At 66.6% G+C, this 23140-nt stretch carries 18 protein-coding genes, 1 tRNA gene and 1 other RNA gene; 18 read left to right on the top strand and 2 right to left on the bottom strand.

Going from position 1 to position 23140, the window contains the following annotated elements; all coding sequences use genetic code 11:
• Positions 1–49: 49 nt before the first annotated feature.
• The 17 genes from pgi to HMPREF1868_RS07770 all read left to right on the top strand — a co-directional run bounded on the left by pgi (position 50) and on the right by HMPREF1868_RS07770 (position 19367).
• Entirely contained in the window at positions 50–1744 is a 1695-nt protein-coding gene (gene pgi / locus HMPREF1868_RS07690) for a glucose-6-phosphate isomerase (protein WP_062531567.1), read from the top strand.
• Between the two features lie 240 nt (positions 1745–1984).
• Positions 1985–4297 carry a C69 family dipeptidase gene (locus HMPREF1868_RS09610; protein ID WP_197414977.1) on the top strand — a complete coding sequence of 771 codons (2313 nt, stop codon included), beginning with the start codon at positions 1985–1987 and terminating at the stop codon, positions 4295–4297.
• A gap of 223 nt (positions 4298–4520) precedes the next feature.
• Positions 4521–6143 (top strand): BspA family leucine-rich repeat surface protein, encoded by a 1623-nt coding sequence (locus HMPREF1868_RS09615; protein WP_082719585.1) that lies wholly within the window; start codon positions 4521–4523, stop codon positions 6141–6143.
• A 133-nt stretch (positions 6144–6276) separates the two neighbouring features.
• Positions 6277–6372, top strand: an RNA gene (ffs, locus tag HMPREF1868_RS07705) — signal recognition particle sRNA small type.
• A gap of 124 nt (positions 6373–6496) precedes the next feature.
• A complete protein-coding gene (locus tag HMPREF1868_RS07710) occupies positions 6497–7165 on the top strand; it encodes a DedA family protein (RefSeq protein WP_062531568.1) in 669 nt (222 codons plus the stop codon).
• A gap of 138 nt (positions 7166–7303) precedes the next feature.
• On the top strand, positions 7304–9766 hold the full coding sequence (locus HMPREF1868_RS07715; protein ID WP_197414978.1) for a glycoside hydrolase family 3 C-terminal domain-containing protein: 2463 nt from the start codon (positions 7304–7306) through the stop codon (positions 9764–9766).
• Positions 9767–9838: 72 nt separating this feature from the next.
• Positions 9839–10330: a GtrA family protein gene (locus HMPREF1868_RS07720; protein ID WP_009278335.1), complete on the top strand. Its 492-nt coding sequence runs from the start codon at positions 9839–9841 to the stop codon at positions 10328–10330.
• A gap of 403 nt (positions 10331–10733) precedes the next feature.
• Positions 10734–13154, top strand: coding sequence for a DNA polymerase III subunit gamma/tau (gene dnaX / locus HMPREF1868_RS07725; protein WP_062531570.1), 2421 nt, complete (start codon positions 10734–10736; stop codon positions 13152–13154).
• A 126-nt stretch (positions 13155–13280) separates the two neighbouring features.
• Entirely contained in the window at positions 13281–13589 is a 309-nt protein-coding gene (locus HMPREF1868_RS07730; protein WP_009278337.1) for a YbaB/EbfC family nucleoid-associated protein, read from the top strand.
• 2 nt (positions 13590–13591) lie between these two features.
• Positions 13592–14200 (top strand): recombination mediator RecR, encoded by a 609-nt coding sequence (gene recR, locus HMPREF1868_RS07735; protein WP_009278338.1) that lies wholly within the window; start codon positions 13592–13594, stop codon positions 14198–14200.
• A 55-nt stretch (positions 14201–14255) separates the two neighbouring features.
• On the top strand, positions 14256–15098 hold the full coding sequence (locus tag HMPREF1868_RS07740; RefSeq protein ID WP_009278339.1) for a hypothetical protein: 843 nt from the start codon (positions 14256–14258) through the stop codon (positions 15096–15098).
• Between the two features lie 157 nt (positions 15099–15255).
• Positions 15256–15332 (top strand) — tRNA-Asp (locus HMPREF1868_RS07745).
• Between the two features lie 244 nt (positions 15333–15576).
• A complete protein-coding gene (locus HMPREF1868_RS07750; protein ID WP_197414979.1) occupies positions 15577–16275 on the top strand; it encodes an HAD family hydrolase in 699 nt (232 codons plus the stop codon).
• 47 nt (positions 16276–16322) lie between these two features.
• Positions 16323–16805, top strand: coding sequence for an RrF2 family transcriptional regulator (locus HMPREF1868_RS07755; protein WP_062531571.1), 483 nt, complete (start codon positions 16323–16325; stop codon positions 16803–16805).
• A complete protein-coding gene (locus HMPREF1868_RS07760) occupies positions 16795–17700 on the top strand; it encodes an HhH-GPD family protein (protein ID WP_062531572.1) in 906 nt (301 codons plus the stop codon). Before HMPREF1868_RS07755 ends, HMPREF1868_RS07760 begins: the two co-directional genes overlap by 11 nt.
• Before the next feature lie 87 nt (positions 17701–17787).
• Positions 17788–18333, top strand: coding sequence for a rubrerythrin (gene rbr / locus HMPREF1868_RS07765; protein ID WP_009278343.1), 546 nt, complete (start codon positions 17788–17790; stop codon positions 18331–18333).
• Positions 18334–18515: 182 nt separating this feature from the next.
• A complete protein-coding gene (locus HMPREF1868_RS07770; protein WP_082719587.1) occupies positions 18516–19367 on the top strand; it encodes a PLP-dependent transferase in 852 nt (283 codons plus the stop codon).
• Between the two features lie 128 nt (positions 19368–19495).
• Here HMPREF1868_RS07770 and HMPREF1868_RS07775 read toward each other — a convergent pair whose 3' ends face one another.
• Both HMPREF1868_RS07775 and nth read right to left on the bottom strand, forming a co-directional pair.
• Positions 19496–19795 carry a DUF6485 family protein gene (locus HMPREF1868_RS07775; RefSeq protein WP_062531573.1) on the bottom strand — a complete coding sequence of 100 codons (300 nt, stop codon included), beginning with the start codon at positions 19793–19795 and terminating at the stop codon, positions 19496–19498.
• A gap of 25 nt (positions 19796–19820) precedes the next feature.
• On the bottom strand, positions 19821–20513 hold the full coding sequence (gene nth, locus HMPREF1868_RS07780) for an endonuclease III (protein WP_062531574.1): 693 nt from the start codon (positions 20511–20513) through the stop codon (positions 19821–19823).
• A 281-nt stretch (positions 20514–20794) separates the two neighbouring features.
• On the opposite strand from nth, the gene glgB reads away from it, so the two are divergent.
• Complete coding sequence (gene glgB, locus HMPREF1868_RS07785) at positions 20795–23101, top strand: 1,4-alpha-glucan branching protein GlgB (RefSeq protein ID WP_062531575.1); 2307 nt, start codon at positions 20795–20797, stop codon at positions 23099–23101.
• Positions 23102–23140 lie beyond the last annotated feature (39 nt).

The following is a 23140-nucleotide window of genomic DNA, read 5'->3' on the forward strand; positions in this document are numbered from 1 at the left end:
CGCTAGCTGTGTGTCCAGGGTTCTTCTCATGGCGAACAAAGGAGCAGACATGGCAGGCGTTCCCGCACCTATTGACGCGACCCAGACCCCCGAGTGGCAGGCGCTCCAGGAGCATCACGACAAGCTGGTGACGAGCGGCTTCAGCCTGAAGAAGTCCTTCGCCAACGACCCACAGCGCGTGAGGAAGCTCTCGTTCGACCTCGGCGACCTGCACTTCGACCTATCTAAGAACCTCGTGGACGACGAGACGCTCAAGCTCCTCGCGAAGCTCGCCCAGGCTGTGGGCCTGGAGGAGAGGCGCGCCGCCATGTTTGCCGGCGAGCACATCAACACGACAGAGGACCGCGCCGTCCTGCACACCGCCCTGCGCCGCCCCGCGAGCGAGAGCGGTAGCCTCGTCGTGGACGGCCAGGACGTCGTCGCCGACGTCCACGAGGTCCTCGACCGCATGTACGCCTTCGCCGAGCGCGTGCGCTCGGGCGAGTGGAAGGGCGTGACGGGCAAGTGCATCACCGACGTCGTCTCCATCGGCATCGGTGGCTCCGACCTGGGTCCGGTCATGGTCTACGAGGCCCTGCGCCCCTATGCCGACGCGGGCATCAGCGTGCGCTATGTGTCCAACATCGACCCCAACGACATGGCCGAGAAGGTCCGCGGGCTGGACCCCCAGACCACCCTGGTCATCGTCGTCTCCAAGACCTTCACCACGCTCGAGACCCTGACCAACGCCCGCGAGGCCAAGGCCTGGATGCTCGAGGGCCTGCGTGCCAGCGGCGCAATCGACGGCTCGCCCGAGCGGGAGGCGGAGGCCATCGCGAAGCACTTCGTCGCCGTCTCGACCGCGCTCGACAAGGTCGCCGAGTTCGGCATCGACCCACAGAACGCCTTCGGCTTCTGGAGCTGGGTCGGAGGGCGCTACTCCGTCGACGCCGCGGTGGGCCTCTCGCTCATCGTCGCCTTTGGCCCCGAGCGCTTCGAGGAGTTCCTCTCGGGCTTCAACGACCTCGACCGCTACTTCTGCGACACGCCGCTCGAGCAGAACGTCGTCGCCCTGATGGGCCTCATCAACGTCTGGTACGTCAACTTCTACGGCGCGGCGAGCCACGCGGTGCTGCCCTACGACCAGTACCTGCATCGCTTCCCGGCGTACCTGCAGCAGCTCACCATGGAGTCCAACGGCAAGGGCGTGCGCTGGGACGGCAGCCCCGTCACCTCCGACACCGGCGAGATCTTCTGGGGCGAGCCGGGAACCAACGGGCAGCACGCCTTCTACCAGCTGATCCACCAGGGCACGAGGCTGATCCCCGCCGACTTCATCGCCTTCGCCAACACCCCCAACCCCACCAAGGACGGCGACCAGGACGTGCACGAGCTCTTCCTGGGCAACTTCCTGGCACAGACCAAGGCCCTCGCCTTCGGCAAGACCGCAGATGAGGTGCGCGCCGAGGGCACGCCCGAGTGGATGGTCCCCGCCCGCGTGTTCACGGGCAACCGTCCCACGACCTCGATCTTCGGTGAGGCGCTGACCCCCCATGCGCTGGGAGAGCTCATCGCCCTGTACGAGCACATCACCTTCGTCGAGGGGACGGTCTGGGGCATCGACTCCTTCGACCAGTGGGGCGTCGAGCTGGGCAAGCAGCTCGCCAAGCAGATCACGCCAGCCTTCCACGACGACGAGGCGCTCCAGGGCCAGGACGCCAGCACGAAGGCGCTCATCGCGTACTACCGCGCGCATAGGAAGTAGCAGCCCAGTGAGGGCGTCCCTCTCGCCTCCATGTCCGATGGTGAGAGGGCGCCCCTTCATATTCGCAGGGTCCTCCCTTGGCCTGCCGGCACACGTCCGGCGGACTTTTTTGTCCCTTCAGCAGGAGAAGCAAATCGTTAATGACTGTTTCAGCTTTGTTTCGTTTATGCTGCGGAAGAGTGGTCTAGTTGGTTGGTCCCTGGCCTGTCGGGGGACCGCTGAAGAAGGGAGTCCGTGCTCATGCACAGGAGCAACCTGCTCAAGAGGTTCGCCGTGGCTTCGATGGCAGCCGCCTCGATTGCCATGGCGACGCCGGTCCAGGCACTGGCGTGCACTCAGGTCTACATCGGTCCCAAGCTCACCGCCTCGGGTGACGTGCTGTACGGCCGCGCAGAAGACTATGCGTCGCGCCACGTGAAGATTTTCGGGGTCCAGGAAGCCACCGATGGCAAGACCTACACCTCGGAAGAGAGTGCCTTCAATCGGACGGTGGGGAAGACCTACCGCTACACCTTCGTGCGCGATGCCCAGGCGGACTGGGGAGAGCTGGCACCACCCTATGCCGAAGCAGGCATCAACGAGAAGGGCGTGACCTGCTCCGCCACGCTCACCACCGACTTCAACAAGAAGATCGAGGAGGCAGACCCGAAGACGGCCGAGGGCCTGGGCGAGTACAACATCGCGGACGTCGTGCTCGGTGAGGCCGCCACTGCCCGTGAGGGAGTGGAGATACTCGGCGACGTCATGGACAAGTACGGCGCCCAGGACTGCAACCAGATCTGGGTTGGCGACGCCAACGAGGTCTGGAACTTCCAGCAGCTCTCGGGACACCAGTGGATCGCCATCAAGATCTCTGACGACGTTGCTTCAATCAATCCCAACATGGGCAACCTGCAGTTCAAGGTCGACCTGGCCGACAAGAGCGTATGTCTGCATTCGGAGGGCCTCGAGGAGACCGCAAAGAAGGCCGGCACCTACGTGACCTTCGCGGACGGTGGCATGGACGTCGCCAGCTCCTACGGCGAGACCGAGTCTGGCGCGGGTCAGAACACGCGTTATGCACAGGGTCGCTCCTACTTCGGCAATCCCCTCACCGACGGTACCTTCGAGGTCGATACCTCCGGCAGGGTGAGCGGTGTCAGCCCCGAGGCACGTCTCCTCTTCTTTACTCCTGGTCGCAGTGACTACTCCCTCTATGACGCACAGCGTTCCCTTGCGGCCCGCGGCGAGGGCACGCAGTTCAACGCCAACGAGAACAGCAAGCTCTATGCCATTGGGAACAACCGGACAATCGAGTCCCACATCTTCCAGACTCGCAGGGGGATGAGCCCAGATATCGCCACCATCCAGTGGGAGGCTCTCTCTCGCACGGAGTTCAGCGTCTACCTGCCCAGCTACTCGGCGCTTCTCACCGAGGTTCCGGGAATCTATGACAACTTCGAGACCATCAATTTGAGCCATGTGGGGAAGAAGGAGTCCATCGACAGCGTCGAGACCGCTCTTACTGATGCGGACGACGACACCATGGACTACGTCATGATGGACATCAACACCCTGACGTACAACAACCGTCAGGCATGCGCTGGTGGTGTCGCCGAATACCTCAAGCTCGTCCAGGACCAGATTAATGACCAGCATGGCATCGTCGACGAGTACATGAAGACCCTGCCCGAGGGCGAGCGCGGTTCCCTTGCCAACGAGGCCTTCGACGTCGTCTCGACCCAGGTGTTCGAGAAGATGCAGGCGTTGCGCACGGAGCTTCGCGACTACATCAACGCGGGCGACTTCTCCGTGCCCTTCAAGTCCAGCGACCTCGACGGCACGCTGTCCTATGCCTCCAAGGTGGTCCCTCCCACCATCACCCAGCAGCCCATGTCCGCGAGCTACGAGCAGGGCAGCGGCGCGGTCGCGCTCTCCGTCGCGGCAGACGGCCGCACGGACTCGCCCCTGAGCTACCAGTGGATGAAGTCAACGGATGGCAGCAGCTGGAGCAACGTGGGCAGCTCCGACACCTATGTGCCTCAGACCAGTACCGTCGGTGAGACCAAGTACAAGGTCGTCGTCTCCAATGCTGAGGGCCTGACCGCCGAGTCCGACGTCGTCACGGTGACCGTGAGCAAGCCCGTCGTCGAGCAGCCCGTCGGGACCATGTACCGCCTCTACAACCCCAACAGCGGCGAGCACTTCTACACCGCGAGCTTCGACGAGTGCGTGCAGGTCGTCTCGGCCGGTTGGCGCTACGAGGGCAGGGGCTGGACCGCCCCCGTCAAGTCCGACACCCCGGTCTACCGCGTCTACAACCCCAACGCGGGCGACCACCACTACACCGCCAGCAAGGACGAGAGGGACGCGCTCGTGACCCTCGGCTGGAGGGACGAGGGCATCGGCTGGTACTCCGACGACGCCCAGGGCGAGCCCCTGCTTCGCCTCTACAACCCCAACGCCAGGTCTGGCTCCCACCACTACACGACGAGCCAGGGCGAGCATGACGCCCTCGTCAAGCTCGGCTGGAGGAGCGAGGGCATCGGCTGGTACGGCGTGAAGGCAGGGTAGCCTCTCGCCAAGTCACCTCTTCGGGGCGGGTCTCGCAGCTTGCGGGACCCGCCCTCGCTTGTGTGGGAAGGGCCATCCACGACGGCCGCGCGCCCCTCTCGCTCATGGAGAAATATCCACAACGTACGCGCATCCGCCCAGTGGAACTGTGCCGTGTGTTTGCCCAGTTAATATGCTCCCTGCCGGCTCCCCCACGGTTTTATATCCGGTTCGGAACTATTGAATGAACGTCAGAATCTACAACAGACAGGAGAGAGACGTGGGCATGCCCCCGAATCCCGCAAGGCGGACGACAGGGCTACACATCAAGGACGTGGGCCGAGTGCTTCTGGCGTCCGTCATCGCGGCCTTCGCGCTGGCCGCTTCCATCCTCCTTCCCACGTCCGTCGTGGCGAAGACGGTCGAGGGAACCTTTGGCGAGGGCTGCTCCTACACGTTGGACGACGGGGGGGAGCTCGTGGTCTTTCCGACCGACGGCGTCTCTGGCGTGATGGAGTCGGTCCACGCGATTCCTGAAAACGTGACCAAGAGGGTCGTCGCCATAAGCATCAGGTCCGGCGTCAAGGCACCAGAGGACTCGAGCGAGCTCCTCAACCTCAAGGGACTCAAGGTCGCGGACCTCAGCTGTCTCGACACGTCCTCGACCATCAGGCTCGCCAGCCTCTTCGAGGGTTGCTCCGAGCTGCTCTCGGTCGAGCTGGGCGGCATTGACACCTCCAAGGTTCAAAGTGTCGACCACATGTTCTACGCCTGCTCTTCGCTGACGTCCCTCGACCTCTCATCGCTGGACTTCAGGAGCGTGAGGGTTGCCAACGCCCTGGTCTCCGAGTGCTATGCCCTTGCCGACCTGAGGCTGCCCAAGACCTTTGGCACGGAGCTGTGGGGCATGGATGCCATGTTTGCGGGAGACTCGCGGCTTTCTGCCCTCGACCTTTCTGCGGTTGACATGGGTGCCGTGGCCGAGGCCCTGCATGTGTTCAGAGACGTCGCCGGCCTGGTCGAGTGGAAGGTGGGGAAGGGCTTCCGTCCTGCCGTGCTGGACGAGCTCCCCAGCTCCCCGAACGAGCGTGGCTGGTGGTCCGTCAAGGACTCCCGCTGGTACACGAACGACCAGATCAAGTCCCAGCGCAGCGGCATGGCCGACACCTACCGCAGCAAGGGGGAGGAGAAGCCCGTCCCCGAGGAAAAGCCGCAGGGTCAGGGCTCGACGCCCAAGAACGAGGGGGGCAAGCCCGCAGACCCGAAGCCTTCCAACCCCAAGCAGGACTCCGGCAAGCCTGCCGACCCCAAGCCCCAGGGCAAGGGCGGCGAGCAGGGCAAGACTCCCACAAAGCCCAGCAAGCCCAATAACGGTGGCGCCGCCAAGCCTAAGGCCGACCCCAAGCCCAACCAGAACCCAAAGCCGAGTCCCAAGTCCGGCAAGCAGGCCGTCCAGGCCCAGGCCATGCACCGCCTCTACAATCCCAACAGCGGTGAGCACTTCTACACCGCGAGCACAGGCGAGCGCGACGGCCTCGTGAGGGCCGGCTGGCGCTACGAGGGCGTGGCCTGGGTCGCTCCGACCAAGTCCGGCACCCCGGTCTTCCGCCTCTACAACAAGAACGCCGGCGACCACCACTACACCACGAGCAAGGCCGAGCGGGACAAGCTCGTGAGCCTTGGCTGGAGGTACGAGGGGATAGGCTGGTACTCCGACGACGCCAAGGGACAGGCGCTCTTCCGTCTCTACAACCCCAATGCCAAGGCGGGGTCGCATCACTACACTGTCAACGCCGGAGAGCGCGACGGCCTGGTCAGGCTCGGCTGGCGCAACGAGAACGTCGGTTGGTACGGCGTCAAGGCCTAGGGCGCGCGTCCCTCTCGACTTCGAGGGCCCGGGCTGCCTTGGGTGGCCCGGGCCTCGTCGTCACGCTCGTGGCCGTTTGGTGTGAGCGGCACGCCCCACGTGCGACTTTGGTAGAGTTATCCCGCAAGCGCGTTGGGCGGGTTCGGGTGACGTCACACCTCGAACCTGGTCAGGGTCGGAAGGCAGCAGCCATAAGGGGCCTCTGGCGGGCACCCGTTCCCGCCGAGCGCGCTCCAGGGCGCTCCATGGCCACCTCGTGACCGGGAGCGCCTTTGTTATCTGGGGCGCCGTTCCCTGGCTGACATGCCGGCACCCGCTCCTGCGGGTTTGCGCCGAAGGACTGGGAGAATAGCATGGGCTTCGTAAGCTTCATCGCCGAGCTGCTGCGCGATCCGCGTGCCGCCATCGCCAGCTGGATTGCCATGGGTCCGCTCGCCGCCTACGGTTTCGTCTTCCTGATCGTCTTCATCGAGACCGGCGTGGTCTTCTTCCCCTTCCTGCCAGGTGACTCGCTCCTCTTCGCCTCGGGGTTCTTCGCCAACGGCGGCGGCTTCGACATCGTCTGGCTGTTGGGGGTCGTGTGGGCGGCGGCAATCCTGGGTGACCAGTGCAACTTCATGATCGGGCACTTCTTCGGCCGTCGCATCATCGCCTCGGGCAAGGTGAAGGCCATGACGCCGGAGCGCGTGGAGAAGACCGAGGCCTTCCTCGACAAGTGGGGGCACCTCGCCATCTTCCTGGGGCGCTTCTTCCCCTTCATCCGCACCTTCGTGCCCTTCCTGGCGGGCGTGGGTGGCATGCACTGGCGCAACTTCGTGCTGTTCAACGTGCTGGGCGGCATCACCTGGTCCACCCTCTTCACCCTGCTCGGATACTTCTTCGGCGGCATTCCCTTCGTGCAGAGGCACTTCGAGCTGCTCATCGTGGGGATCGTCCTGGTCTCGCTCGTGCCCACCGTGGTGGGCCTCGTGAGGAGCCGCATGGGCAAGGGCAGCCGCCGCAATGGTGGGCACGCGGCGTAGGGCCGCATCCGATTGCCTCGGCCGGCCATGTGGGGCGTGTGGACCTCGTCCGCCGGCATCTCGACCTACCCGCCGCGCCTTCTCCCTCCTACCGCTAAAGTCGTGGGGAGAGGGGATTCCGTTGTGCGGGGAGGTTGCGTGGGCACATCAGACGAGCTTGCTCGAAGGATCGAAGAGACGCTGGGCCGCATGACGTTGGAGCAGAAGTGCGCCCTGCTCTCAGGGGGCTCCGCGTTCACCACGCGTGCCATGCCTCGATACGGCATCCCCGCCATGCAATTCTCGGATGGCCCCCATGGCTTGCGCCTCCAGGCGGAGGGAGCCAATCACCTGGGCATAGGTGGCAGCAGGCCCGCAACGTGCTTCCCCACGGCGGCCACCGTCGCCAACAGCTGGGACCCGGGCATGGGAGAGGCCCTTGGCCGCGCCCTGGGCGAGGAGTGTCTGGCCCAGGGGGTGAACGTGGTGCTGGGACCCGGGCTCTGCATCAAGCGGAGTCCCCTCTGCGGCCGCGACTTCGAGTACTTCTCCGAGGACCCCTACCTCGCCGGCAAGATGGCTGCGGCCTACGTGCGCGGCATCCAGTCGACCGGCGTCGCCGCCTGCCCGAAGCACTTTGCCGCGAACAGCCAGGAGACGAGGCGGCAGGCGTCGGACTCCGTCCTCGACGAGCGCACCCTGCGCGAGCTCTACCTCACGGCGTTCGAGATCGTGGTGCGCGAGAGTGGCCCCAAGTGCATCATGAGCTCGTACAACCTCGTCAACGGCACCTACGCCAACGAGAGCGTCAGGCTTCTCACCGACGTCCTTCGTGGCGAGTGGGGCTTCGACGGGGCGGTGGTCACCGACTGGGGCGGCTCCAACGACCACGTCGCGGGCGTGCGCGCGGGATCGACCTTCGAGATGCCCGACCCTGGCCTCTCGCCCGTGCGGGAGCTCACTGCCGCCGTGCGAGACGGCCGCTTGGAGGAGTCGGTCGTGGACGAGCGCGTGAGGGAGGCTCTTGGCGTCATTCTGCCCACCTGCGCCGCAACCGCCTCGGCCGATGACGCCTTCGACGTCGGGGACCATCATGCCATCGCACGTGACGTCGCCGCCAACTCCATCGTGCTCCTCAAGAACGAGGCCACGGAACAAGGCGGACCCATCCTGCCCCTTGCCACGGGCACGAGGGTCGCGCTCGTCGGCGACTTCGCAAGCGTCCCTCGCTACCAGGGCGCGGGCTCGAGCCTGGTGAACCCCACCAGGCTCGATACGCTGCTCGGGTGCGTCGGGTGCTCCGGCCTCGAGCTCGTGGGCTTCGAGCCGGGGTACGAGCGCCATGGTGGCAAGGATGACGCCAAGGCCGCCGCAGCGATCGACCTCGCGCGTCGGGCCGAGGTCGTCCTGCTTTGCATGGGGCTGGACGAGCTGGTCGAGTCCGAGGGCATGGACCGTGACGACATGCGTGTCAATCAGAACCAGGTGGAGCTGCTCCGTCGGCTTTCGTCGGCGAACCCCAACGTCGTGGTGCTGCTTGTGGGTGGCGCGCCGGTCGAGTGCGACTGGGCGGACGACGCCCGCGCGCTCGCCTACCTCTGCCTGGGGGGCCAGGCCGGGGCAAGCGCGGCGCTGGACGTGGTCTGCGGTCGCGTGAACCCCTCGGGAAAGTTGTCCGAGAGCTGGGCGAGGCGCCTCGCGGACACGCCGACCGCCAAGACCTTCCCCGCAGGGGGTCACGTCGCCGCATATCGCGAGGGGCCCTACGTCGGCTACCGCTACTACCAGACCGCGGGCGTGCCCGTTGCCTTCCCCTTCGGCTACGGCCTCTCGTACACCCGCTTCGAATACTCCCGGCCCAGGGTTGCCGCGGACGTCGTGACCCTGAGCGTCACCAACGTCGGCAGACGCGCTGGTGCAGAGGTCGTGCAGCTCTACGTGTCAAAGCCGAAGCGGGAGGTGTTCCGTCCGGAGCAGGAGCTCAAGGGCTTCGCCAAGGTCTTCCTGGAACCTGGCGAGACCAAGGGCGTGACCATTGCCCTGGATGACAAGGCCTTCCGATACTTCGACGTGGGGACCGGGTCCTGGGAGATCGAGGGGGGCGTCTACGAGCTGCGCGTGGGAGCCTCCTGCGAGGACATTCGCCTGAGGGCGCAGGTCGAGCTTGCGGGAACGGGTGCCAAGAATCCCTATGAGGGCCTTGACCTGCGTTCCTACGAGACGGGTAGGGTCAAGGAGGTCACTGACGCAGAGTTCGCGGCGCTTCTTGGCCGGCCGATTCCGCAGGAGCGCGCCACCATCGATCGCAACACCTGCTTCTGCGACCTCATCCACGGGCGCAGCCCGCTCCTTTGGCTGCTCTGGTCCATTCTCAACCTCCTGCGCAGGGCGGGGGAGCGCCGCGGCGCGCCGAACCTCAACGTGCTGTTCATCTGGAACATGCCCCTGAGGGCGCTTGCCAAGAATGCCGGAGGGGTCTTCTCCATGGCCACCGTCGACGGCCTGGTGATGGAGGCGAAGGGGTTTTGGGTCATCGGGCTGCTTCGCATGCTGGTGGGCATCGTCGCGAACGTGGTTCGCAATGCGGTTCAAGCCGGTCGGCTGGCAAGGGAAGTCACCTAGTGGCGCGGGCATTGGCGGGAAGAGGAAGTGACCTGGCGCAAGCGGAGCGAACGGACGAGAGGGGACGTGCCCATGGGCTTCGGGGAATGGACGAGGAAGAACGAGGGCCTCTGGCAGTTCATCCTGTTCAACCTGCTGTCCAACATCTCCACGGCCACGCGCTTCGCCTGCACCTGGGTGGGGACAGCGGTGTTCGCTGGCCTCACGACCGAGTTCCACTTCCTCATCTTCAACTACCCGTCTTCGGGCGGCGGACTTGGCGCCTTTGTCACCTTCCTGGTCGCCGAGGTGGCCGCCCAGGTGGTGAACTTCTTCGTCCAGATGAGGTTGGTCTTCAGGTCTGACGCGGACTTCGCACAGTCTGGTCCCAAGTACGCCGTGCTGGCCGTGCTGATCGTGGTCGTGAACCTCGTGCTTCCGGGCTACGTGCAGGACTTCTGCGTCAATTCGCTGGGGCTGTCCAGCGGGCTTGCGGCAACGGTGGCGTCGGTGGTGAACACGCTCCTTGCCGTGGTGGTGAGCTTCCCCCTTCTCAAGTTCTGGATCGCGCCGGCCGCGAGGTAGGGGCCTGTGTCGCGCCGGCCGTGAGGTGGGTCATCGCATGTCCTCTTGCGCAGCACCCAAGTCATCGCGCTCCTCTCGCCCCTGCGTTCTCTATGCATTTTCCTGAAGCCGTTCGGCAAAAGCCCAGGTAGATTTTGGTCGAGTTCAGAAGAAGGCATAGAGAACGGCGTGCGTTTCAGCAATCGGCATAGAGAACGACAGCAGTTTCATGAGAAGGCATAGAGAACGTCAGGAGGAGGCATAGAGAACGCGGGAGGGGGGCGCAAGTCGTGGACCGCCCGCGCCGCTCCGGGGCCTTCAATGCGGGCCGCTGCAGTCGGGGGCGCCCGCGCGGGCCGGGGCATGCATGACCGTGCCCCCGCGCGGCTATACTTGTGGCTCGGACAAGAGGCGCGGAGGTCAGATGGAATCCCTGTATAGAAAGTATCGCCCGCAGACCTTTGCGGACGTGGTGGGGCAGCAGCATGTGGTGGGCACCCTGGAACGCGCGGTGCTCGAGGGCAGGCAGAGCCACGCCTACCTCTTCTGCGGCCCGCGCGGGACGGGCAAGACCACCATGGCCCGCCTGCTCGCCAAGGCGCTCATGTGCGAGAGGGGCGCAGGCCAGCTGCCCGATGGCAGCTGCGAGCAGTGCAGGCTCATCGCGGCCGGGGAGCATCCCGACGTCTACGAGCTCGACGCGGCCTCACGCACCGGCGTCGACAACGTGCGCGAGGAGATCATCAACAGCGTCGGCTACGCGCCGGTCCGTGGCCGCTACAAGCTCTACATCATCGACGAGGTCCACATGCTCACGACGGCGGCGTTCAACGCGCTGCTCAAGACCCTCGAGGAGCCCCCCAGCCACGTGGTCTTCGTGCTCTGCACCACCGACCCGCAGAAGATTCCCGCCACCATCCTGAGTCGCGTCCAGCGCTTCGACTTCCATGCCATCGCCCACGAGGACATCCTGCACCAGCTCCAGAAGGTGTGCCAGCAGGAGGGCTTCGGCTACGACCCGGCTGCCCTCGAGCTGGTCGTCCGTCACGCCCGTGGGGGCATGCGAGACGCGCTCTCCACCCTGGAGCAGCTCTCGGTCTTCGGCGGGGGACAGGTCTCGGCCGAGGCGGCGCGCGACCTCCTGGGCGAGGTGTCGGGTGCGCAGCTCGCGCAGACCTCGCTCGCATTGGCAAGGCGTGACGTCGCCGCGCTCTTTGGCGAGGTGGCGACTCTGGTTGACGCCGGGCGAGACCTGCTGCAGTTCTCCCGCGAGCTGGCCGCGCGACTGCGCGACTGCTATGTGGTCGCCGCCGTCGGGGCGAGGCCCGGAGTCGTCGACCTGCCGGAGGACGAGCTGCGCGCTCTGGACGAGGAGGCGGCTGCCTTCGGGTCGCCGGACCGACTGTCGCGCGCGCTCGGCATCATGGGGGACGCCTCGAGGGAGATGAGGACCGCCACCAACCAGAGGCTCGTACTCGAGGTGGCGCTCACCCGGATCGCGCGGCCCAAGTCCGACCTCACGCTGGACGCGCTCGCGGACCGCATGGCCGAGCTCGAGCGGCGGGTGGCGGAGCTGACGGCGGGTGCCGTGGCCGCCCCCGTGCCGGTGGCCCCCGTCCAGGTGCCTGCGCCGACAGGCGAGAGGCCCGTGCCGACGACGCCGGCGGCCCCCGTCCGGTCGTCCGTTCCCACGGGCGAGAGGCCCGCGCAGCCAGTGCAGGCGGCTCCCGCCCATCCCGGGATTACGAAGCTTCCCGCATCCGCCCCATCGCCCGCGACACAGCCGGCGTCGGCCGCCGTCCCTGCCCCGGCCCAGCCAAACGTGTCGTCCAGGCCGAAGCCTGCGGCAGCGCCGGCCTCCGTTCAGGCGGCACCGACGAACCCGGAGCCCATCCCCGCGCGGCCGACGCAGGCCGCCACCCCCACTCGGCCCAACTCGTCGACCGTGGGACTTGTGGCGCACGCCTTCCCCGCGGTCACGGATGGGGGAGAGCTCCAGCGCCGTTGGCAGCAGGTGTGCGACGGCCTTCTCGCCTCCGACCCCCCGCGCGGCTCCCTGCTCCTGCAGTCCTCCGCCCTCAAGGACGACGGCGAGGTCCTTCAGGTCAACCTGCCCAAGGGCTCCGGATTCTCGGTCAAGATGCTCGAGCGCGACGACGTCCGCTCGGTGGTCGGGACTGCCGTGGAGGAGGTCTTTGGGCACAGGAGGCTCGTCTTTGCCGAGTCCAGCCTGGTTGGTGCGGACATAGCGCGCAAGCTCCGCGCCGAGCCTCCCGCCGCAGCGCCGGCTCCCGTGCGTGCTCAGGCGCCGTCTCCCACGCCGGTGCCGGCGCCTGCCGCACCCAGCGTTCAAGCCATGCAGCCGGCCTCGACGTCCACGATTCCCGCCCCGGCGGCGCCCTCCCGGCCCGCACGGCCGAGCTATGCGGCCCCCTGGGAAGACGAGGCCGTACCCTACGACGATGCGTCCGCCTTCGCGTATGGAGAGGACGCCGACCAGGCCCCGGCGGCCGCTTCGTCCGCACCCCTGCCGCCCCAGGGGCCAGTCTCCCAGACGGGACCCGTGGTTTCCCCGTCGGCCGTGGCGCCCGCGCAGACCGCCGGTCAGGCGGGTGCCCCCGGGTCCAGCCAGCCGAAGCCAGCGCCCAGGCGGGAGCCAGCCCCAAGCCCGGCTCCCGCAGCGGCGCCCAAGCCCAAGCCGGCTGCGGGGACCGCCCCCAGGGAGCCCAGGGAGATGTTCACCCCCGAGCAGAAAGACATCCTGGACATGCTCACCGACGTCTTCGGCGACGGCGTCTCGGCTCGCGTCGAGCGTCCCGACGGCTCTGGGGGAGCGGCGGAGTAGTTGGGGATTCGCCCCCTGCCCAGGGGAGCCCCCGCCCAACGCGGCTACCATGTGAGGGCGGCCCGAGCGCCGCGGCACGACCACGAACGGACTGCGCCCCGGCGCGCCCATGAAAGGATACGTCCCGTGAACATGCAGCAGATGATGAAGCAGGCCCAGAAGATGCAGCAGGAGCTCGCCAAGGCACAGGACCGCCTGGGCGACATCCAGGTGTCCGCCTCTGCGGGCGGCGGCATGGTCAAGGTCAGCGGAACCGCCGACATGCACATCGACTCCATCACCATCGACCCCGAGGCAATGGACCCCGAGGACGTCGAGATGCTGCAGGACAGCATCGTCGCGGCCGTGAACGAGTGCCTCTCTGCCGCGCAGTCCGCAGCGAACCAGCAGCTCTCGGGCGTGACGGGCGGCATGAGCATCCCAGGGCTGTTCTAGGCATGCCGAGAGAGGCAAACGACGGCCGGGCCCTCCAGAGGCTCCTCGACGAGCTGGGACGGCTTCCGGGCATCGGTCCCAAGTCGGCCCAGCGCATCGCCTACTACCTGCTCGAGTCCGACGCGGAGACGGCACGACGCCTCTCCGACGCGATCGTGCAGGTCAAGCACCAGGTCCACTTCTGCCCCATCTGCTTCAGCTACGCGACGCGCGACACCTGTGACGTCTGCTCCGACGGCTCGCGCGACCGCGCGAGCATCTGCGTGGTGAGCGAGCCCCGCGACGTCACCGCAATCGAGAAGACCGGCGTCTACCATGGCCTCTACCACGTGCTGGGGGGTGTCATCTCTCCCATGGACAAGGTCGGCCCGGACCAGCTGCACGTGAAGGAGCTCCTCCAGCGCCTAGCCGACGACTCCGTCAGCGAGGTGATCCTGGCCACCAACCCGGACGTGGAGGGCGAGACGACCGCCACCTACCTCTCGCGCGTCATACGCCCGCTGGGGGTCGAGGTCTCGCGCCTCGCGAGCGGCCTGCCCGTGGGCGGCGACCTCGAATACGCCGACGAGGTGACCCTTGGGCGGGCCATTGAGGCCCGCCGGGTGCTGTAGCGACAACTTGCGGCACCGGTGCGCTACGATGCACGCCAGAGCGAGGAGGTCTGTCATGTCACAACACACGAGCGGGGCCGCCCCCCGTCACGGTAAGCACTCTGCCGGCAACGCCCAGCCCGCAGCGCGTCGCTACGTCCCCCGCGACGGCTATGAGCTGGAGCCCGACTCCGCCAGCGCCGAGCAGGACGCCCCGCGCCCCATTGGCGTGGACCCCGCCCAGACGGGCTCCTTCCAGCGCATATCCGCTGGGCAGGGGGCGACGGTCGAGACGAGGCAGAACGTCTCCAAGATCTCGGCAGATTCCACCTCGTCGTGGACGCGCATAGGCCTGGGCGACGAGATGCGCCTGCAGGGCTCACACAAGCCCTCGGTCCAAAGGCGAGAGGCACGCTACAAGACCAGCCGCAAGCTCTTCGTGGGCCTCGGGGTGGCCGTCGCCGTGGTGCTCGCCCTGGGCGGCTTCCTCTTCTGGAGGGCCCTCTCGTCCTCCAGGAGCGCGGCGACGCGGCAGGAGCAGGCGCAGGGCCAGACCCAGGCGGACGGGACGATCACCAACCGCGGGACGACCTTTGCCCTGCGCAAGCAGAGCAGCGGCAAGTACGCGCTGGTGAGCTGGCCTGAGGGCGGGAGCTCCCAGACGGTCTACTTCGAGCTCGACGGGGTACCTGTCCAGCTGGTCCTCTACAACGGCGCCCTGATCGTGCCCGAGAACCTCGACGGCAGCTGGGACCTCCTTGCCTACCAGATTGGGGGCGGATCGGTCGAGACCCAGGTGACCGATGCCGACGGCAACGCGGTGAGGGGCGAGGGATCCATAGAGTCGGTGGAGCTCCAGGGGAGCAGCCTGAGGCTCCACACGAGTGACGGCAGGCTGGTGGTCGTCCCCCTGGGCTAGTGCACCGAACGCCGATGCGGGCGCATGTCGGTGATGCCCCGAAGGAGGCGCCAAAACAGGTAAGGCTTGTGCATGAATGGTGGAGGGAACTTTTTTCACAGGGCCACTGGACAAGGCGAAGCGCTTCTGTGTAGAATAGCTCCCGCACCTGGTGAACGGGGTATTAGCTCAGCTGGTTAGAGCGCCGGCCTGTCACGTCGGAGGTCGCGGGTTCAAGTCCCGCATATCCCGCCATTTGCGACTTCAAGCCCCGGTCTCCGGGGCTTTTTTCTTATGGGAGAAGGGCGGCAAGGGCTGGCCCCGGCTGCGCGGTCCGTGGCCATGCGCACGGGGCCACGGACCGTCGGACCCACCGTCCCTCTCGCCTCGTCCCGCAGCCGTGGGGCGGGGGACAAAAATTGGCACTTATGTCATACAATTAGAGGGCTTTGGTGCCGGGGCCGACGGGTCCCTGACCGTCTATTGGGGGCTGGCTCTGGTGGCTGCAGGTGAAAGGCGACAGGACGACGAGTTGGTGAGGCTGGCCGTCTTCGACTTCGACGGTACCTCGATCAGCGGGCAGTCGGGCTCGCTCTTCTCGCGCTACCTCTTCGCCCGTGGCTACCTCTCGATCTCGCAGGCCCTGCGCCTGGGCTGGTGGGGGGCACGCTACGTGCTCCATCTCCCGCAGCGCCAGGAGGAGGCCCGGGAGGTCATCTTCGACGCCCTCGACGAGCGGAGTCCTGAGGAGATATCTGCCCTGATGCGCTCCTTCCACGACGAGGTCCTGCTGCCGCGCTACCGTCCCGCAGCCATGGCCGAGGTGCGGAAGTGCAAGGACGAGGGCTGCGTCACGTTGCTCGTCTCGGCCACCTTCCTGGACATCGCCCGCGAGGCGGCGGACCACCTGGGCGTCGATGGCCTCGTCGCCACGGACATGCAGGTGGATGCCCAAGGTCGTTATACGGGCCAGGTCGCGGGCCCTGTCATAGCGGGGCCCGAGAAGACCCGCGCCGTGGAGCGCTGGGCAGACGAGCACGTGGGGCCGGGCAGGTGGGTCATCGCCTATGCGTACGGGGACCACCACTCCGACGAGGACCTGCTCTCCGCCTCTCAGAAGCCCTACGCGGTGAGCCCGGGCAAGACGCTGAAGCACGCGGCCAAGCGCCGCGACTGGGAGGTGCTCGACTGGAAGTAGGCCGCGCGCGATGGGGACGCCGCGAGGCTCGCAGGGGAGGTACACAGGTGGATATTTCACGGAAGACCGATTACGCGCTGCGCATGCTCTCCGAGCTGGTGCGCGCGGATGGCGACATCGTCTCGGTTCGGGTCGCAGCCGAGAACAACAGCGTGCCCTACTCGTTCGCCCGCTCGATCCAGCACGACCTCGTGCGTGCCGGAATCATAGACAGCACGCGTGGCTCGCATGGGGGCATGCGCCTCGCGGTCGATCCCAAGGCGACCACGGTGCGCACGGTGGTTGAGGCCATCCAGGGGCCGATCCAGGTCTCGAGCTGCGACACCAACGGGGACGACGGCGGACCCTGTCCCTTCATGCCGTCCTGCCACTTCAACCCGATCTGGTGCGAGGCGGAGCGCATCCTGCGCGACTACTTCTCCTCGGTGACCCTCTATGAGGTCGTCGCCGAGCACAAGCACCCCGTGCTGGCGGGGGGCCAGGGCTTCGAGGTCGTGGGTCCCAGGGTCCTGGCTTCCGATGACGAGTAGCGCCGCCCGCCTGGAGTGGGAGGGCGAGCTCGGTGACGGGCTCGCCTCGTTCAGGGAGCGGGTCAGGGCGAGGGGGGCCGAGCTGTACCGCGACCTGCCCTGGCGTCGCACCCGCGACCCCTACCAGATCTGGGTCTCTGAGGTCATGCTCCAGCAGACGCAGGTGAGCCGCGTGTACGGTCGCTGGCAGCGCTGGTGCGAGCGCTTCCCGACCCCCGACGCGCTTGCCGCCTCGAGCTCGGTCGACGTGCTGGAGGAGTGGCAGGGCATGGGCTACAATCGGCGCGCTCTCTCGCTCTGGCGTGCCGCTCAGGCCGTGAGCGACGCCGGTGGAGAGATGCCGCGCTCGTACGCGGAGCTCGTGGCGCTGCCTGGCATAGGTCCGGCGACCGCGGCGGGCATCAGGGCCTTCGCCTTCGACCTTCCAGGCGTCTACCTCGAGACCAACGTGCGCTCGGTCTTCCTGCACGAGCTCCTCGCAGAGGAGGTGGGGGTGCGAGACCGGGACCTCGTCCCATTGGTGGAGGCGTGCTGCCCCCCGGACGCCTCGCTTCCCGACGACTCGCCACGCAGCTGGTACTACGCCCTCCTGGATTACGGTGCCCATCTCAAGCGGGTCCTTCCCAACCCCTCGCGTCGGTCGGCGGCTCACGTGCGGCAGTCCAGATTCGAGGGATCGCACCGCCAGAAGCGCGCCGAGCTCGTGCGCATCCTGCTGGCTCATGCCGACGACCATGCGGTCGGAGTTGGATGCGGGGTGCTGGCCGAAGAGCTGAGCCGCGTCGAGTCGGAGGCCGGCAGGGCCGAGCTGGCCCAAGGCGAGGTGCTCGAGCTCCTCGAAGAGCTCGAGCGAGAGGGCTTTTGCCATAGTTCAGGGGACATTTGGCACGTCTGAGTGCTACCATCAAAGCAGTCGCCTATCGCGGCTGCTTTGAGACGTCGTGCGGGAGGGGCCCGCACGCATCTTCGGAGAGGAGTTCACATGGCAGTTGACTTCGAGAGCTCGCAGACCAAGAAGAACCTCGAGAGTGCGTTTGCCGGCGAGAGCCAGGCTCACACCAAGTACGAGTACTACGCCAGCAAGGCCAAGAAGGAGGGCTACGTCCAGATCTCGAACATCTTCACCGAGACCTCCGGCAACGAGAAGGAGCATGCCAAGCTCTGGTTCAAGTACCTCCACGAGGGGGACGTCCCCGACACCGTGACCAACCTCAAGGATGCCGCCGCCGGCGAGAACTACGAGTGGACCGACATGTACGAGGGCTTCGCGAAGACCGCCGAGGAGGAGGGCTTCAAGGAGATCGCCGCCAAGTTCAAGATGGTCGGCGCCGTCGAGAAGGCCCATGAGGAGCGCTACAACAAGCTCGTCGAGCGCGTCGAGAAGGGCGAGGTCTTCGACCGTCCGGGCGTCAAGGTCTGGAAGTGCCTGAACTGCGGCCACCTGCACGTCGGCGCCACCGCACCCAAGGTCTGCCCCGTCTGCAACCACCCGCAGAGCTACTTCGAGGAGCAGTCCGTCAACTACTAAGGACGCGGCCTCGTTGGCATCGTGTCGCGACAGCTTTCAAAGGGCCCGTCTCCCATCGGGGGACGGGCCCTTTCCTTGTAGGTGGCTGCGCCGAGGGCGTGGGCGTCATGTGGAAAAGCCCCCGCGTTCCATGCCCGCGCGCTTCGGGACTCCCTGGCCCCGAGGGCGAGAGCGGAGCCTCCGTGCGTCCGCGACGATTCTGGCCATCGATTTCCCGCAGGTCGCGCGACTCCCTCTTCTCTCCCGCTCTCGTCGATGCGGCCTCCTCTCTGCCCGAGCCCCTACCGGTCTTCGTGGACAACACCTTCGCGACCCCCTATCTCTACCGGCCTGCAGAGGACGGTGCCGCGGTGGTGATCGAGTCGCTCACCAAGTGGATCGGCGGTCACGGCGCGACGCTGGGCGGTGCGGTCGTGGATACGGGACGCTTCGACTGGAGCTCGACACCGCACAAGTTTGCCACGCTTACCGACCCCGATCCCTCCTACCATGGCGTGGTCTTCGCGGACGCCGCCCCTGCCGCCCCCTTCTCGACCCGTGTGCTGGCCAACAAGCTGCGAGACTTCGGGCCGACCCTCTCGCCCTACGCGGCGCAGCTCATCGGTATTGGCATCGAGACGCTCTCCCTGCGCGTCGAGCGCCACAGCCAGAACGCCCTCGCGGTGGCGCGCTTCTTGGAGGGGCACCCCAAGGTCTCTTGGGTGCGTTATTCGGGTCTCGAGGGCGACCCCAGCCACGAGACGGCCTCGCGCCTGCTGCACGGCGGCTTTGGCGGTGCGCTGGTCTTCGGTGTCAAGGGTGGCCGCGAGGCGGGGCTCAGGGTGGTGGACAACGTGAGGCTGTTCACGCACCTCGCCAACGTGGGCGACGTCAAGTCGCTGATCATCCATCCCGCGTCGACCACCCATTCGCAGCTCAGCGCCGAGCAGCTGAAGGCGGCGCACCTCTCGGAGGACCTCGTCCGCCTCTCGGTGGGCATCGAGAACGTGGACGACATCATCGCAGACCTCGACCAAGCGCTCGCTGCGGCATAAGGCCTCCGCCTGGGCGAGAGGGGCGTCTCACGAGATGATTCGAGGCCCTCGGACCGGCAGCGACCCGCCGGCCCGGGGGTCCTTTGGCGCATGCGGACGTCTTATCTTGAAGGGCTGCGCCTGCGCGCCTAGCTCTCCGCGTGCGCGGCCTCGAACTCCGCCGCCACCCTCGCGCAGCGCTCGCGCTCCTCGGGGCTCCGTGGATGTCCCGCCACGAAGCGCGCGAAGCCCTCGACGGAGAAGTCGTCCCAGCCCTCAATCGAGCCCAGGTTCTTGAAGATGCAGGTGGGAACCTCGCCCAGTGCCAGGTTCTTCCTGATGCAGGCATCGCAGCCAAGGCCGCGAGCGAGGTTCTTGGGATTGTTGGGGTTGTGGGGGCAGCGGATGTCCCCACAACTGCAGAAGTGCCCCCTTGGCTCCTCTGCCATGGCGACTCCTCTCCCGTGGCCGACGCTAGCTACTCCGACGGCGTGGCCTGGCGTTGGGCTTGCCGTTTGCCTTGAAGGCGCTAGGGCAGAGGTCGACCAGGGCGCAGGCGTCGCACTTGGGGCGCTGCGAGGTGCAGGTCTCGCGTCCGAAGTGGATCCACTGCTCGTTGACGGGCCCCCAGAGTTCGCGGGGCAGCACGTCGAGCAGTTGGGGCTCGGCCTGGGCGGGGGTGGGGGCGTCGACCAGCCTGAGCCTGGAGGCGATGCGGTACACGTGGGTGTCCACGGCGATGCCGTCCACCACGCCGAAGGCCTTGTTGAGCACGATGTTCGCCGTCTTGCGTCCCACTCCCGGGAGCGTGACGAGCTCCTCCATGGTGCCAGGCACCTCTCCGCCAAAGTTCGAGACTATGGCTTGGGCGCATTCGACACAGTGCCGTGCCTTGGTGTGGTAGAAGCCCAGGGAGTGGATGACGTCCTCCACCTCGAGGATCTCCGCCGCCGCCATGGCCTCGGGCGTGGGCCAGCGGCGGAAGAGCTCGGGCGTCACCTTGTTCACGGCCACGTCCGTCGTCTGGGCCGAGAGCAGCACGCAGATCACCAGCGTGAAGGGGCCGTCGAAGTCCAGGGCGCTCCTCACGTCGGGGTACAGATCTCCCATGCGGTGGCAGACCTCGATGCCGCGCTCGCGCTTGGAGCGCTTCGACTCACGGGACATGTTCCTCTCCTTTCCTCTCCCTTCGAGCATTCTAGGCGAGAGGTGCGGGGCCGCATGCTGCGAGGTCTCCATCCGACGCGGGCTCCGAGTGGCGGCGAGGTTGCAGGCGGATCGCCCCGATACCCATCGCCCGCAAAATATTGGCCACGCTTGCAGATTTGGCAAAGCAGCCATGGGTGCCGACCCAGGCTATGGCCTAGAATATATAGGCGTCTTGTGAAGATTCCTCGGTACTGCCCCCCCGCAAGGCGCGGCACAGGCTGAAGAAGCTGGAGGAAGATATGAACGTTCGCACTCCTGACCTGACCATTAGCAAAGATGACCTCTACATGTTGGCTGAGGGTCACTGGTATCGCAGCTACGAGAAGATGGGCGCGCACCCATGCACCGAGGACGGAAGGCGTGGCTTCCACTTTGCCGTCTGGGTCCCCGACGTGCTGGGCGTGAGCGTCATCGGAGAGTTCAACGGCTGGGAACCCGACGCGAACCCCCTGGAAGAGACTGCCAGCGGCGGCGTGTGGCAGGGGTTCGTCCCCGGCGCCGAGGAGGGCCAGCTCTACAAGTACCTCGTGAGGACGAAGAGGGGCGACCTGCTCTACAAGGCGGATCCCTACGCCTTCCATGCCGAGTGTCCCCCGGGGACTGCCTCTCGCCTGGCCGACATCTCGGGCTACGAGTGGTCTGACGACGCCTACATGGCGGGGCGTGCCAAGCGCGACATGCTGGGCTCCCCCCTCAACATCTTCGAGGTCCACCTTGGCAGCTGGAAGCGCCATGACGACGGGCTGGCCGGCAACGGCGACCCCGACTCGGACGAGCACAGCGGCTCGTACCTGAGCTACGACGAGCTCTCTGACGAGCTGGTCGAGTACGTGAGCAAGATGGGCTACTCGCACATCGAGGTCCTACCCGTCATGGAGCATCCCTTCGACGGGTCCTGGGGCTACCAGGTGACGGGCTACTACGCGCCCACCTCGCGCTATGGCAACCCCCGCCAGTTCAAGCACTTCGTCGACGCCTGCCACCAGGCCGGCATCGGCGTCATCCTCGACTGGGTGCCGGGCGGCTTCTGCCGTGACGAGCACGGCCTGGTCCACTTCAACGGCGACAAGCTGTACGAGAAGGAGGAGCATCCCAACTGGGGCACCTTCAAGTTCGACCTGGCGCGCGGGGAGGTGAAGACCTTCCTCGTGTCCAACCTGCTCTACTGGGTGGGCGAGTACCACGCCGACGGCGTGCGCATGGATGGCGTCACCAGCATGCTCTACCTCAACTTCGGCATCGACGACCCGCGCCAGAAGAAGTTCAACGAGAAGGGCACCGAGGAGGACCTCGCCTCCATCCAGTTCATCCAGGACTGCAACGACACGGTGGGCAAGTACCACCCGGACGTCATGATGATCGCCGAGGAGTCAACCGCCTGGCCACTCGTCACCTACCCCTCCGCAGACGGTGGGCTGGGCTTCCACTTCAAGTGGGACATGGGTTGGATGAACGACACCCTGCACTACTGCCAGACCGACTTCCCCTTCCGCCCGGGCAACCACAGGCTGCTGACCTTCTCGACCATGTACCAGTTCAACGAGAACTTCGTGCTGCCCCTGAGCCACGACGAGGTCGTGCACGGCAAGTGCTCGCTCATCACCCGCCAGCCCGGCGACTACTGGCGCCAGTTCGCCGGCATGCGCGCCCTGGCCTTCTACCAGATGACCCACGCGGGCGGCAAGCTCAACTTCATGGGCAACGAGATCGCGCAGTTCATCGAGTGGCGCTATTACGAGGGCGTCCAGTACTTCCTGGCAGACCAGTACGAGAGCCATGCGCACCAGCAGTACTACGTGTCCGCCCTCAACCGCTTCTACAACGAGCAGCCCGCCCTCTGGGAGCATGCCTACGACGCCCAGGGCTTCGAGTGGATCGACGCGGACAACAGCGACCAGTCGGTCATCTCGTTCGTCCGTCATGGCAAGGACCCGAAGGACGACCTGGTGGTCCTCATCAACTTCGACGTCAACACCCGCGAGCAGTTCAGGGTTGGCCTCCCCAAGCCGGGCTACTGGGTGGAGGCGTTCAACTCCGACGCGCAGGCCTTCGGCGGCTCCGGCGTGACCAACGAGGGAGTGCGCTTCGAGAGCGAGGACGAGCCCTGGAACATGCGCGACCAGTCCATCGAGCTCAGGCTTCCGCCGCTGGCAGGCCTGGTGCTGCGCTACGACGGGCCCCTGCCCGCCAAGGCGAAGAAGGCCGCCGTCAAGTCCGAGGCGAGCGCCAAGCCCGCCATGAAGGCGGCGGAGAAGGCCGAGGCCCCCAAGGCAGCTGCGGCGGCCGCCGCAAAGAGGGAGGCCCCGGCAAGGAAGGCCCCGGCCGCGAAGTCGAAGCCGGCGGCAACAAAGAAGGAGCCCGCGACGAAGGCCAAGCCTACAGCCAAGACCAAGCCAGCAGCCAAAGCCAAGCCTGCGGCGAAGCCGAGCGCCGCGAGCGCGAAGGCCGCTCCCGTCTCGCCCGCAAAGGGCAGGTCGACGGCGGCGAAGAAGGCGGAGCCTGCGGCAAAGAAGGCCCCGCGGAGGGCAGCCTCCAAGAAGGCGTAGCGTAGGGAGCGAGCCAGGCGCGCGGGCTAGGGTCCCGCC

It is taken from the genome of Olsenella sp. DNF00959 (assembly GCF_001553055.1).
GTDB lineage: Bacteria > Actinomycetota > Coriobacteriia > Coriobacteriales > Atopobiaceae > Olsenella_I > Olsenella_I phocaeensis.